This is a genomic window from Methylobacterium sp. 4-46, assembly GCF_000019365.1.
In the GTDB taxonomy this organism is placed as follows: Bacteria; Pseudomonadota; Alphaproteobacteria; order Rhizobiales; family Beijerinckiaceae; genus Methylobacterium.
Genome location: NC_010511.1, coordinates 6,065,380 through 6,078,439 on the forward strand (window position 1 = coordinate 6,065,380; position 13,060 = coordinate 6,078,439).

Consider the following 13,060-nt stretch of genomic DNA (forward strand, 5'->3'; position numbering starts at 1 on the left):
GCCCGCACAGGCTCACAAAACCCGACGGCCCGTTCAACATCAGAAAAGTCGACCCCGCATAACTTGAGGTTATGGCGCCCCGAAACACGCCCGCTCCAGGCCGAGGTCGGGGTAGCGCGCGTCGGCCTTGGCGATGTCGGCCCGCATCTCCGCGATAATCCAATCCCGCACCGCGGCCACCGACGCGCGGAGTGGACGCGCGCGCAGGTGGACAAGTTGGCAGACGCGCGCGGTCCGCGTGAGTCGTTCGCTCGCCGGCACGAGGTCGCCGGTTGCGAGCCAGTGCGACACCACGTTCAGCCAGCCGAGCGCCACGCCCTGGCCGAGGAGCGCGGCCTGGACCACCACCGCGTAGTCGGAGAAGTTCAGGGAAGCGCGGGTGCCGGTCCAGCCCGGCCCGGGATCGACCTCGCGGGTGCGCGCCGGCGAAGTCGCCGTGAGGTTGACCATGGTGGTCCGGCCGCCGCCGGCCGTGCTGCCGGCGAGATAGGTCGGGCTGCAGACCGGGAGCATCACCTCGTTCATCAGGAACAGCGCCTCGTGGTCGCGGTCGGGCCCCTCCACGAAGCGCATCCCGAGGTCGACGCTGTCGACGGGGCCGCCGAGCGCCCCGGGGATGAGCTGGAAGCGGAAGTCGACCGCCGGGAACGCTTCCTGAAGGGTGTTGATGCGGGGCATCAGCCAGTGCGTGGCGAAGGCCGATGAGACCGACAGCGTGACAGTGTCGGTTCCGGTGCGCCTGATGTCGATCTCCCGCAGCGCCGCCTCGATGCCCTGGAATCCGTCCGTCACGCGCTGGAAGAGAAGGCTACCCTCCTCGGTCAGCGCGAGGCCGTCGCTGGAACGGTCGAAGAGCCGCACGCCGAGATGGCGCTCGAGCTGCGAGATTGCCTTGCTAACCGCCGGCTGGGTCACGTTCAGCTCGGTCGCCGCCTGGGTGAAGCTGACGTTGCGCGCCACGGCCTCGAACACGAACAACGCATGGCTGGACGGGATCATCCGGCGCAGAGGCGGCATCCGCGAGCATCCTTTCCCGAGCAGGTTGCGAGGGCGCTGAACCCGTCCCGATCATGCAGAATGTCGGTGTGGAGGATAGCGCTCACGCCGCAGGCCGGCGCATCGTCGCTGCGGTAGCCGACGCTGAAGGCGCCCGCAGCGGGGAGCCATGCGGGAGGCTGGATGACCGACAGGCGAGCTATGTGGCTAGGTGTCCGGTTCATGGCGTCGAGCATCGCGTGCATATCAATCCGTGACAGGGCAGGAGTCATAGCCGCGACATCGGGCTGCTGAGCGCCCGCGGCCGTGCGGGGACAATTCCGCCAATCGCGCAGATGCGCCAGGAATTGGCGTCCGCCCAGTTCGGCTAAGCGCCACTTCCAGACATTCGACCGGTGCCGCTGGAATGGCCGCTAAATATCCGATAGCGGCCCTTCGAAGTCAGCGATTGCCCCTCTTGCACTCCCGCCGATTCGCATCAGGCGGGCGTATGGAACACACTCCCAAGCGTCCTTCGCGAAAGTCTGGATGGACCGCTCGTTTGAGCAGGAGCGAAGAGTTTCGAAAGCGCACGCCGACGCGTGGCTCAGGCTCGCCCACGTGGGGCCAAGCCGTCGAGACCTGGCAATCGGGACGCCGGATAAACCTTGTGCCATGCAGGATTAAAGGGTGGTGATGGGTTCTAACCGGGCAGCCGGCGGCCATCGTCGAGCTTGACGATCGCGTACCAGCTACCACTTTCTGCGTTGAGAACAGGCGTAGGTCGGAGGGCACCTTGATGAACCTGAAGCAATTGCTGCTATCTGCCGGATGTTTTGCGCTATCGACGGTACCTGTCTTGGCGCAAACAAGTGTCAAGGTCGGCGTCCTGAACGACATGTCTGGCGTCTACTCGGATATTGGCGGCAAAGGCTCCGTCGTTGCAGCGCAACTTGCTGCAGAGGATTTCGCCGCAATCAGCAAGGATGTCAGCGTCGAGATCGTGTCCGCCGATCACCAAAATAAACCGGATATCGGCGCGGGTATCGCCCGGCAATGGTATGACAGGGATAGCGTCGATGCCATCCTGGACGTGCCAACGTCGTCGGTTGCGCTCGCAGTCAGCCAGATCACGCGCGAGAAAAACAAGATTTTCATCGACTCGGGCGCTGGTAGCACCGACCTGACCGGGTCGCAGTGTTCCCCCAACACTGTGCACTGGACCTACGACACGTACGCGCTCGCGAACGGCACGGGCAGCGCCATGGTCAAGCGCGGCGGTGACACTTGGTTCTTCCTGACGGCAGATTATGCCTTCGGACAATCGCTACAGAACGAGACCGCCGCAGTCGTCACGCGAAGCGGAGGAAAGGTTGTCGGCTCCGCCAAGGTGCCGTTCCCAGCCAACGACTTCTCGTCCTTCCTGCTTCAGGCGCAGGGATCCGGCGCCAAGGTGATCGGGCTCGCGAACGCGGGCGGCGACACCATCAATGCCGTCAAACAGGCCCACGAATTCGGCATCACGCAGGGCGGGCAGAAGCTCGCGGCACTGCTTTTTTACGTACTCGACGCCAAGGCACTCGGCCTCGAGACGGCGCAGGGGCTGGTGCTCACCGAATCTTTCTACTGGGACCTGAACGACGGCACTCGGGCCTTCTCGGAACGCTTCGCGAAGAGGGCGAACGGCAACATGCCGACCATGAATCAGGCCGGCGTGTACGCGGGCCTGCTGCATTACCTGAAGGCGGTCGCGGCGACGAAGTCGAAGGATGCAAAAGTCGTCATGGACTGGATGAAGGCGAATCCGACCGACGATCCGCTGTTCGGCAAGGGCACAATCCGGGCGGACGGCCGCAAGATCCACGACATGTACCTGTTCGAGGTCAAGAAGCCGGCCGAGTCGAAAGGACCGTGGGATCTATACAACAAACTCGCGACGATCCCCGGTGATCAGGCCTTCAAGCCCATGAGCCAGGGTGGCTGCCCGCTCGTCGGCAAGACCTAACGAAGGCCGGGCGGTAATTACCCACGGGGTGCGCGCGAGCGCGGCGTGACCCACAAGCGAGGCCGCTGGAGGGAGCCTGCCGCGCCTCTTGCCGGAAGCCGATTTCGCTGATTCCCTCGTGAGATGGGCCGCAGCGAACTGGAACGCCTGAGCAAGGAGGAGTTGATCGAGCTGGTGCTGCGCCTGCAGCGCCCGGAGAAGACCTCGCGCACCTCCTCCAAGCCGCCCTCCACCGATCGCAAGGAGCGGCGCGAGCAGGCCAAGCCCGGCGGCGCCAAACCAGGTCACGAGGGGCACAGTCGCATGCTCAGCCCCGATCCCGACGAGGTCGTGGCCCACCGCCCGGGTCAGTGCCCGTACTGCGGCGGTGCCCTGGCAGCGGACCTGCCGGCCGAGATCGTCAGCGTGTGCGAGCGGACCGAGTTGCCCGAGGTGACGCCCGTCGTCACCCAGCATCAGCGGCTGGCGGTGCGCCGCCCGTCCTGCGGGACCCGCGTTGTCGCCCCGGTGCCGCAGGCGGCGGCCAGCACGCCGTTTGGCCCGCGCCTGCACGCGGTGGCGACCTACCTGAAGACCTTCCAGGGCCTGTCCTACGGGCGTCTGCAGGCCGCGCTGGCCAACCTGTTCGGGCTGACCCTGAGCCAGGGCGGGCTGATGAACGGGCTCGCGGCGGGCCCAGGGTCGGTTCGTGGGAGGCCGTGAAGCGGCGGTGCCGACGCTGCGCCGAGCCGCAGTGGTGGCCTCGGACGAGACTGGCGTCCGGATCGAAGGCAGCAACTCGTACCACTGGGTCTCCCGCTCGGACGAGGCGGTCGTTCATCACGCCGCCCCGACCCGAGCCGCCGCGGTGGTGCACGCGATGATGGATGGGCACCGGCCCGCGGTGTGGCTGTCGGACCGCTACATCACCCAGCAGGGGCACGGCGTGCGGCACCAGACCTGCCTAGCGCATCTGGCCCGTGACGTCGCCTACGCGGTGGAGGTCAGCGACGACCCGGTGCCGCTGCGCCTGCAGTTGTGGCTCGGGTCCGTGTTCAGCTTGGCCGAGCGCGTCATCGACTTGGCGGCCTCGACGCTCTCGGCCAAGCGCCGGGCGCTGGAACGGCGGCTGTCCGAGATCCTGTCCGTCCCGAGCCAGTGCGATCTGACCCGCGCTCTGCAAGCCGAGATCGGCCGGGCTCGCGACCAACGGCGCTGCGCGCGGCCACCAGCGCGAACTCGGCTCTCAGCGCAGGCTCCACGAGGTAATCGCGCCCGTCCACCTGCACGATCTGCCGCCCCTCGGCCGCCAGGGTGCCGATCCCGGTGGCGGTGAGTACGCCGCCAAGGCCCGCGCCGCCGGCCCGGACCCGTTCAGCCAGCGTGCCCTGCGGCACGCGTTCCACCGCGATCTCGCCCGCGATCATCGCTTTCTGCGTCTCGGGGTTGGTGCCGATATGCGAGGCGATCACCCGCGCCACGCAGCCCGCCGAGACCAGCCGGCCGATGCCGACGCCTGTCAACGGGCTTCGAACCTTCCGCAATTTCGGGCGCGCAATTTTCCTCAGATCGGCGGGCTCGGCGGTCAGGCGATGCCGAGGTGAGCACCTCCATTCTTGGGCGGGCGTCCGCGCCGACGCGGAGGCGGGGCGAGCGGCGGAGCCTGCAGGGCTGCCTTCGAGCGGATGTGCTCGGGCATGAGCGCGGTGTGCTGGCGCAGCCGGTAGCTTGAGCCCTCGATCTGCACCACCACGGCGTGGTGAAGCAACCGGTCCAGCAGCGCGGTCGCCACCACCGGATCGCCGAACACCTCCCCCCACTCTGCAAAGCCGCGGTTCGAGGTCAGGACCATCGCGCCCCGCTCGTAGCGCGCGTTGACGAGCTGGAAGAACAGGTTGCCCCCGCCCGGCACCACCGGCAGGTAGCCGATCTCGTCCACGATCAGCAGCGCCGGCCGGCAGAAGTAGCGGATCTTCTCGCGCAACGTTCCTTCCCGCTCGGCCCGCGCCAGCGTTCCCACAAGGTCGGCCAGGGTGGTGAAGTACACGCTGCGGCCCGCCTTCACCGCCTCGACCCCGAGGGCCACCGCCAAGTGGCTCTTGCCGGTGCCGGGCGGGCCGAGGAAGTGCAGCACCTCGCAGCGGTCCACGAAGCCCAGCTCGGCCAGGGCCAGGATGCGGGTGCGGTCGAGCGAGGGCTGGAAGGCGAAGTCGAAGCCCGACAGCGTCTTGACCGTCGAGAGCCGCGCCATCACCAGCGCGGTCTTCACCCGCCGGCTCTCGCGTAGGCTCAGCTCCTCGCTCAGCAGGGCATCGACCGCCTCCAGCGCGCTGAGTTCGCCGCGCTCCAGCCGCCGCACGGTGGTGTCGACGATCTCCAGGGCGCGCGGCATCTTCAGCCCTACCAGCGTGGCCTTGATCCGCTCGACCAGTGGGGGGATCAGCTCGCCAGTTCCGCTCATGCCGCGTCTCCCCGGTCGGTCCTGGGCACGCCGGCTCCCGCGAGTTGGCGGGCTACGGCGTCGTAGATGGCCAGCGGGCGACGCGCGACCTGGTCGCCGGCGCGCCTGACGACCACCGGCTCGGCAGGGTCTCGTGGCTCGGGCGGGGGAGATCGCGGCCGCCGATGGGCTGGATCGACCTGCGTCAGCCCACGCCCTTCCAGGGGCAGGTGGCAGGCAACGAGCTCACCCGCCTCGTAGATGCGGATCTGATCGGCCAGCACGTGCACCTCCAGGGCGCGGCGGCGGGTGGTGTCGGGCACGCTGTAGAGATTGCCCGCCACCGAGACGAAGCCCTCGTGGGTGACGCGCCGCTCCAGGCTGAGCACGGCTTCGTAGGGCACGGGCGGCAGCGCCCGCAGCTGGCTGCGCTCCTCCGCGAAGGCGTCGGCGACGATCCGCTTGGTCGTGGCGTGCCGGCGGGCGTTGGCCACGGTGTCGAGCCAGTGCCGCAGCTGGTCGTTCAGGTCGTCGAGGTTGCGGAACGAGCGGGCGAGGAAGAAGTCCTCGCGCAGGTAGCGGAACGGGCGCTCGACCTTGCCCTTGGTCTTGGCCCGGTAGGGACGGCAGGCGCGCGGCAGGAACCCGTAGTGGCGCGCGAGATCGAGAAGGCTGCGGTTATAGATGACCAAGCCGTCGGGATCCTCGCCGATCACGGCGGTCTTCATGCGGTCGTAGAGGATCTCGCGCGGGGCGCCTCCAAGGGCCTGGAAGGCGGCGATGTGGCAGCGCAGGACCGTCTGCAGATCCTGGTGGACGACGAAGCGGGCCCAGAGATAGCGCGAGTGGCCCAGCACCATCGCGAACAGCCAGACGATGCGGGTCACGCCCGGCTCGTCGGCGAAGACGACCTCGAAGCGGGCGAGGTCGACCTGGGCCTGCTCGCCCGGCGGGGTCTCGAAGCGGCGCTCGATAGGCAGAGGAGCTGAGGGGCGAAGCAGGGCCACGGCTCGCTTCACGGCGGTGTAGGCCCCTGCGAAGCCGCGCTCCTTCAACTCGCGCCAGAGACGGACGGCCGTAAGCTGCGGGTAGGCGGCCAGGCGCTCGCGCAGGTAGGGCAGGAAGGCGTCGGTGGCCCGCGCGCGGGGGGATCGCGGTCCGTAGACGGGCGGCTCGAGGCCGCGGGCGATGTACTTGGCGACGGTCTTGCGGTCGAGGCCGAGCTGGCGGGCGATGGCGGTGACCGAGAGGCCCTGCCGGTGGAGGTCCAGGATCGTCATGAGTTCCCCGAGGCTGACCACCGCGCCGCTCCCTCCCGCCACGGGGACCAGCTTCGGTGAGACGGCCGCCGCGCGGGCATCCCGCCTCAAACAGGAGGCTCAGGGGCGGCCGGGAGGGTGGGGAAAATTGCAGGCCCACAAGTGAGGAGGATCCAACGCCCGCTCACAGACGCCGGGCCGGGCCGTGTCGTTGGCGATGATCGTAAGGCCGCGCACGCCCCGCTCGACCAGCGCCGCGATCGCGCGGTTCGGAGTTCCCACGGCCATGAAGCCGCCGATCATCACGCTGGCTCCGTCTGGAACCAGGTCAGCAGCCGCAGCAGGGGTCAGGCTGTTCCTCACGGGAGATCCATTCCGATGTTCTGGTGGCGCGCTGCCATCTGTATCGGCGTCGCGCCGATCCGTTGTTCCTTGAGGTAGTGGTCAGAAAAGCGGCCGCTAGGGGTTACAGATACTCGACATTGCCATCAACACTGATGATCTGACCGGTAATGTTTACTGCCGCTGGCGAACACAGGAACAACGCCATCGCCGCGATGTCATCTTCGGTCACCATTCTGCCAAGCGAGATTTTTTTGAGGTATTCGCCTTTCATTACTTCAAAGCTGACCCCAAGCGCCTGCGCCCGCGCGTCGATCACGCGATCCATCCGCGGTCCAGCAACGAGGCCCGGTAGAACTGCGTTGACCCGCACATTCTCCCGGCCAAGCTCAATGGCGAGCGACTTAACTAACCCTGCAATCGCCCATTTGGTCGAGGCATACGGCGTCCTGAACGGGTACCCGAGACGTCCAGCCACCGACGATATAGCAACGATGCTCGGCGCCTGAGAGCCTTTCAGGATGGGGACGGCGCGGCGCAAAACGTAGAACTGGCTGTTCAGATTGGTCGAGACTGTTCGCTCCCAGTCCTCCGGCTCAAGGGCCTCGATAGCTCCGGTAGGGCCGGCGATCCCGGCGTTGTTGACGATGACATCCAACCCCCCGAGCGCATCGGCAGCAGCGTCGACAAAGCGATCGACACTCTGTCTTTCGGCCACGTCTGCGACAGCGGCACCAATTGCTGGGTTGGCCGTTTTGATGTCCTCGACCGCCGAAGGGTCGATGTCGCAGACATACACGCGCGCGCCGATCTCAGCGAACGCCTTTGCGATGGTGGCACCAATCCCTGCAGCTCCGCCCGTCACCAAAACTTTCAGGCCGGGCAAGGGCTTTAGACGTTCGACCGTACTCATGGAATTCCCTCGCGTGGCAGTTCGAGATGGTTCCTGCGGCGCTCCGTGGTTACGGATGACTCATACGCAGGGCGCTATCATTGTGGGGCTCAGACTCGGATTGAAGGAATTTGGCCAAGATCGGGATCAAGACGAGGCCGAGCACCGACGTTAAAGCGATGACAGCGAAGCCAGAGGCGCTGCGACCCGTTTCTTTCTCCACGAGACCGAATATGTACGGTCCGATAAAACCCCCGATGAGGCCGATTGTGTTAATGAATGCGAGGCCCGCGGCCGCCTGGATGCCATGCAGCCGCTTCATAGCGACAGACCAGAAGATCGGCAGGATGCCACCCGCAAAGAAGGCCGTCGTCGTAAAAAGCACAAGCTGGATTGCAGGCAGCGTCGTCAGCAGAAACAAAATCGAGCTTGCGAGGAGGCCTGCTGTGATAAGGCCTAAAAAGAGCATGTCACCCGTGAAGAAACGCTTGACCCGCGGCAGGATCAGAACACCCAGAAGAAACCCAATCCCGACGGTGCTTGAGAGCAACCCGATCATCAGTGGCGTATTTGCTTGCATTTGCTGAACCATAGAAGGGACGAAAAAGTACAATCCCACAAAACCGATTTGGTTGAAAAGGTAGATGAGCGCGATCACAATCGTGCTCGGGCGCTTTATCGCGGAGATCCACTCCTTCGAGGGTGCGTGAGACTGATGGACTGTCTCTCCGCTCGCGTTGCTTTCGAGAGCCGCCGCTTCAGCCGGTGTCAGCCAACGAGCGTCTCTCGGACGGTCAGGGAAGATAAACCAAAGGACAATACCGAAAATGACGGTTGGGACACCTTCAAGCAAAAACATCCACTGCCATCCATGCAAGCCACCTAAGCCGTCCAATTGCATTAAAGCTCCGCCCAATGGATTGCCGATCGTCAAACCCATTGCGGGGGCAGTGTAGATCCAGCCGACCGCGACGGCGCGGTCTCTCTGCGCGAACCACAGCGTCGTTACATACATGAGGGCCGGAAACAAGCCTGCTTCGGCCACACCCAGCAGCAAGCGGAATGCATAAAAGGACCATTCGCCCTGGACAAACATCATCGCGGCGGAAAGCGCGCCCCAGGTAACCGCAATCCGTGCTATCCACCGTCGCGGGCCTACGCGGTGCGCCAGAAGATTGCTCGGAACTTCCAACAGGGCGTATCCCCAGAAGAAGATCCCCGCCCCAAACCCATACATGGCGGGCGTGATCCCCAAGTCAGTTTGAAATGCGGATTTCGCGAGCGCGACGTTGGTGCGATCGATGAACGAAAGGAAGTATATAAACACCATCATCGGGAGAAGATGGCGCATCACCTTCGCCGTGGCTACCCGGAGCGTCTCGTCTGCTGTTGTTGTCGATGTGCTGGGCGGTGCCTTGTCCATAGCTCATTATCTCCGAAATTTGCGCCGCTCGAGATTCCAGCCGATCGCGCAAGCGTCGTGCTTCCATTTGGATATATTCTGCCTTAACGGATTGAGGTTCATAGGAGGATCACAGCGAAACTTTGTCTCTGCCCTTCAGCTTCAACATCTCCCGGGCTTCATCGGGTGTAGCGATTTCCAGGGAAAGAGCTTCAAGAATACCGCGTATCTTCCTGACCTGCTCAGCACTCGTCTTAGCCTGAACTCCCTTTGAGATGTAGATGCTGTCCTCCAATCCGACGCGAACGTTGCCGCCCATGAGCGCCCCCATCGTTACAAATGGAAGCTGGTGGCGGCCTGCACCCAGAACAGAAAGCAGGTAGGCATCCCGGCCGAACAGCCGATCGGCTGTCATTCGCATCAGTGTCAGGTTTTCAGGATCAGCCCCAAGCCCCCCTAAAATTCCGAATATCGATTGAATGAAGAAGGGCGGTTTAACCAGCCCCTGATCTGCAAAATATGCAAGGTTATAAAGATGCCCGACATCATAGCATTCGAACTCGAACCGTGTTCCCTGGTGGCCCATCTCATCCAGGATATGGGATATATCTTTAAAAGTATTTCTGAAGACGATATCTTCAATTACTTGAAGATATTCCCTTTCCCACTCGTATTTCCATGATTAAATGCGCTCAGCGACCCTATGAATAGAGAAATTCATCGATCCCATGTTCAGCGAGCACATTTCAGGTGCCGCTTCCATGGGATAGGCGAGCCGCTCGCCCATCGTCATGCGCGTGCTGCCCCCGGTGGTGATATTGATGACAGCGTCCGTGGCAGCGGCAATAACGGGTACGAACTGACGGTATACAGCTGGATCTGGCGTCGGACGGCCGTCCGACGGGTCACGGGCGTGGAGATGGATGATGGCCGCGCCCGCTTCCGCGGCCTCGATCGACTGTTTGGCGATCTGCTCCGGCGTCAATGGAAGGTATTCAGACATCGTCGGAGTGTGCGTGGACCCCGTGACGGCGCACGAAATGATGACTTTCCGGTTCGAGCTTTTCATAGCGATACTCGCGGTAACAATAGGCCATTAGTCCTGAGCAAAGCGGTCAGCAATTAGCGCCGAAAACAATAAGTGATGAAGCTATGGAGGACGCGGGAGATCGCCCAGTGTGTGCTGGTTATCGCCACTCCCACTCACCGCGGACGCGTTCCTCTCGTCCGGCAGGTCGCGACTAACGTGGTGATCCGTCGGCAAGCTTGACTGAAGCGCAACCGCCACCGACCACCAAGTGGGGGGACGCGGTATCGGCCCCAGGAATCGTCTTGAGTGCGGAGAAGGCGACATCCACGCCTGGTGAATGCTGAAAAGCGTTGCTGCCGGCCGACAGGCTGGCGACGTGATGGGAAAGGGGTTCAAAGCTCTTCCTCCCCAGGAATTTTAGCGCATGCTACGTCTGCCCTCTGTGGGGACCAAGGTCATTTTCGGACAGGGTCGGGTCTTTATCGGACGTGCTGGAGGGGACGGTGTCTAAGAGGCTGCCGCTGCCAAGCGAGAGGATCTACGCTCCGTACAAAATAGCCGCGCTGGTTGAAATCTTGGGCGAGCAGGGCATCCCGCCCGAGGAGGCTCTGCGCGATACGGGGGTTGAGGCAAGCAAAATCTATGATGCCTCGGCTCTTACGTCGGTGCGGCAGTACGTGGCGGTTTGCAGAAATGCACTCGCGCTATCGTGCGAACCAAGAACACCTTTTCAAGTCGGCGCGCGCCTGCATCTTTCTGCATACGGTATGTATGGGTACGCTTTGATGTCGTGTCTTTCACTCCGGGACTACTTTAGACTCGGAGTAAAATACCATTTATTGGCTACCCCGACCCTTGCAATAGAGTGGAGAGAGTACCCGAATGTGGCGGTGTGGACGTTTCCTGACGAATTTACATTTGCTCCATCCAAGGAACTTCGGCAGTTCCTGATAGAACAGCAGTTTACACAACAGGTCACTCACCTGCAGGACGTTGCCGGCCGGAGTTGCCCACCGGCCAAGGCGCATTTTTCGTACTCGGCGCCGGAACATGCCGCTATTTATGCCGATTATCTTGGGTGTCCGTGTTTTTTTGAGCAAGAACATTGCGAGTTGCACTACGATAGCGCCATTCTCGAACAAAAGCCCCAGCTTGCGCATCGGCTGACGTCCGCTCTGCTTCAGGACGCGTGCGATACTCTGATCGGAAAGGCTAATGCGTCGGCCGGTGTCGCCGGTGAGGTCTACCAGATCTTGATGAGATCGCCCGGCGTGTTCCCTGATATGGAAGATGTAGCACAGACCCTGCGTATGACATCTCGGACACTACGGCGCCGCCTCGACGCCGAACAGGTATCATTTTCAGCAATTATCGATGACGTCCATCGTTCGCTGGCAACGGAATATCTGCGAATGACAAGTATGAGCCTTGAGGACATCGCGCTGCTTGTCGGTTTCAGCGATGCCGCGAACTTCCGGCGAGCCTTCAAACGGTGGACCGGGAAAAATCCAGGGGAGTTCCGTGGCGAGATGCCGCTAAGGGCGACGCACCGGCATCATGTCCCCCGTCACTCCGGTTCTTAAAGCACTTTGCTTGGCCGGAGAACCGGCATAACGACCAATTCTCACGGCCAGGGTAGGCCGCGTCCGCCGACGCACTTGATATGAGAGCTGCCCCAAGCGGCGGATATCAGCAGCCGTGTCGCGACATCAAATGTCTGGAGAGCCCTCGGAACCGGACATTTCCGACATCCGCCGCGAGGGGCCGCTTTGGGTCATACTTTCCCGTTCAGCGGTGGTGCTGTCGGTGACGCTACATCGGAGCGCCGGATGCTGCAGAGAGGCAGGGGAGGGGACGCAACCGATTCGACACGTCCAACTGACATCAAGCTGTGATCAAGCCTGGGGGCGTTCGGCAATGTGACGCCGAGCGAAGCCGCTACTCCGGAACGCTCTGGCGGTTGAGGCAAGGGTTGCGTTCAGCCCGCCCGGAGGGTTCAGGGTTGGTTCATTACGGCCCAGCTTAACTCGCGCTACGAACTCAGCAGTCGAGGGACGACAGTGAAGAAGGTGGCTCTTTCAGCTTTGGCCGCAACCGTCGCAGGCTCCTTGCTCCTTGCTCCTACCGCGGACGCGCGTCCTGGCTACCGGGGCGGCTACGGGTATCATGCCGGTTATGGCTACCGTCATTACGGCTACCGACGGGGCCCCGGGATCGGCGGCGCCCTCGCGGCCGGCGCGGCACTTGGGATTATTGGCGGTGCGATCGCTGCATCCCAAGCGCCCCGCTACTACCCAGCCCCGGCCTACGGTTACGGATACTACGGTCCTGCCCCCTACTATTACGGTTATTGAAATTCGACTTAAGCAACTGTGACGGGGCGCCTGCGGGCGCCCCTTTGTACTGCGCGCTGAGATCCAACGAGAGCTGCCCTAAAGGCGGGAGGTGGACGAGGGTGGCCACCGCGCGATCTTTTCGCAGCGGATCCGGCCGCCTCCTTGCTAGGTTAGTGCTTGCTTACAGTTAGCAGTGGCTAACTCTCTTGACTCCATGCGCTCTCCGTTCTCGACGGCCCCACGCGATGGGCGCTGTTCGAGCGTCTTGCGCAGAGACCGCGTGCTGTCGGCGAACTCGCCAGCACAATGACCATGACCCGCCCGGCCGTGTCGCCGCATCTGCGCGTGTTCAAGCACGGCTGAGCTGCTCTCCCGCCGATGGCTCCGCCGCTGGATTCGT

The 13,060-nt window shown here is 63.3% G+C and carries 8 protein-coding genes and 5 pseudogenes; 5 read left to right on the plus strand and 8 right to left on the minus strand.

Annotated features, from left to right (window positions below):
• Positions 1 to 69: 69 nt before the first annotated feature.
• Positions 70 to 1,017, minus strand: a complete 948-nt coding sequence (locus M446_RS26725; protein WP_012335228.1) for a LysR family transcriptional regulator — start codon at positions 1,015 to 1,017, stop codon at positions 70 to 72.
• A gap of 757 nt (positions 1,018 to 1,774) precedes the next feature.
• Between M446_RS26725 and M446_RS26735 the strand changes: the two genes are divergently transcribed.
• Together M446_RS26735 and tnpC are read left to right on the plus strand one after the other, a co-directional pair.
• On the plus strand, positions 1,775 to 2,980 hold the full coding sequence (locus M446_RS26735; RefSeq protein ID WP_012335229.1) for an ABC transporter substrate-binding protein: 1,206 nt from the start codon (positions 1,775 to 1,777) through the stop codon (positions 2,978 to 2,980).
• A 123-nt stretch (positions 2,981 to 3,103) separates the two neighbouring features.
• Positions 3,104 to 4,169: pseudogene (tnpC, locus tag M446_RS34505) on the plus strand (IS66 family transposase); the annotation flags it as partial.
• Position 4,170: 1 nt separating this feature from the next.
• Here the strand turns inward: tnpC and M446_RS35865 are convergent.
• From M446_RS35865 to M446_RS26770, 7 genes and pseudogenes are all read right to left on the minus strand, one after another.
• Positions 4,171 to 4,476 (minus strand): annotated as a pseudogene (locus M446_RS35865) (CoA-transferase); the annotation flags it as partial.
• 68 nt (positions 4,477 to 4,544) lie between these two features.
• Positions 4,545 to 5,420 carry an IS21-like element ISMtsp8 family helper ATPase IstB gene (gene istB, locus M446_RS26745; RefSeq protein ID WP_012290057.1) on the minus strand — a complete coding sequence of 292 codons (876 nt, stop codon included), beginning with the start codon at positions 5,418 to 5,420 and terminating at the stop codon, positions 4,545 to 4,547.
• Positions 5,417 to 6,700, minus strand: coding sequence for an IS21-like element ISMtsp8 family transposase (istA, locus tag M446_RS26750; RefSeq protein ID WP_012290058.1), 1,284 nt, complete (start codon positions 6,698 to 6,700; stop codon positions 5,417 to 5,419). The genes istB and istA overlap by 4 nt, the downstream gene beginning before the upstream one ends.
• Before the next feature lie 150 nt (positions 6,701 to 6,850).
• Positions 6,851 to 7,021 (minus strand): annotated as a pseudogene (locus M446_RS39775) (CoA-transferase); the annotation flags it as partial.
• A gap of 103 nt (positions 7,022 to 7,124) precedes the next feature.
• Positions 7,125 to 7,913 (minus strand): SDR family oxidoreductase, encoded by a 789-nt coding sequence (locus tag M446_RS26760; protein ID WP_012335232.1) that lies wholly within the window; start codon positions 7,911 to 7,913, stop codon positions 7,125 to 7,127.
• 49 nt (positions 7,914 to 7,962) lie between these two features.
• The gene (locus M446_RS26765; protein WP_012335233.1) at positions 7,963 to 9,315 is read right to left on the minus strand and encodes an MFS transporter; all 1,353 of its coding nucleotides are present in this window, start codon (positions 9,313 to 9,315) and stop codon (positions 7,963 to 7,965) included.
• A gap of 109 nt (positions 9,316 to 9,424) precedes the next feature.
• Positions 9,425 to 10,363, minus strand: a pseudogene (locus M446_RS26770) (3-keto-5-aminohexanoate cleavage protein).
• A 464-nt stretch (positions 10,364 to 10,827) separates the two neighbouring features.
• On the opposite strand from M446_RS26770, the gene M446_RS35870 reads away from it, so the two are divergent.
• The 3 genes and pseudogenes from M446_RS35870 to M446_RS39785 form a co-directional block, all read left to right on the plus strand.
• Entirely contained in the window at positions 10,828 to 11,907 is a 1,080-nt protein-coding gene (locus tag M446_RS35870; protein ID WP_083784819.1) for an AraC family transcriptional regulator, read from the plus strand.
• Positions 11,908 to 12,333: 426 nt separating this feature from the next.
• Complete coding sequence (locus tag M446_RS39780) at positions 12,334 to 12,678, plus strand: hypothetical protein (protein ID WP_168169191.1); 345 nt, start codon at positions 12,334 to 12,336, stop codon at positions 12,676 to 12,678.
• 231 nt (positions 12,679 to 12,909) lie between these two features.
• Positions 12,910 to 13,023 (plus strand): annotated as a pseudogene (locus tag M446_RS39785) (ArsR family transcriptional regulator); the annotation flags it as partial.
• Positions 13,024 to 13,060: the final 37 nt, after the last annotated feature.

Bases quoted from the DNA above. Each gene is read 5' to 3' on its own strand.
- M446_RS26725 (WP_012335228.1), bottom strand. From the start codon at position 1,017: ATGCCGCCTCTGCGCCGGATGATCCCGTCCAGCCATGCGTTGTTCGTG.
- M446_RS26735 (WP_012335229.1), top strand. From the start codon at position 1,775: ATGAACCTGAAGCAATTGCTGCTATCTGCCGGATGTTTTGCGCTATCG.
- istB (WP_012290057.1), bottom strand. From the start codon at position 5,420: ATGAGCGGAACTGGCGAGCTGATCCCCCCACTGGTCGAGCGGATCAAG.
- M446_RS26760 (WP_012335232.1), bottom strand. From the start codon at position 7,913: ATGAGTACGGTCGAACGTCTAAAGCCCTTGCCCGGCCTGAAAGTTTTG.
- M446_RS26765 (WP_012335233.1), bottom strand. From the start codon at position 9,315: ATGGACAAGGCACCGCCCAGCACATCGACAACAACAGCAGACGAGACG.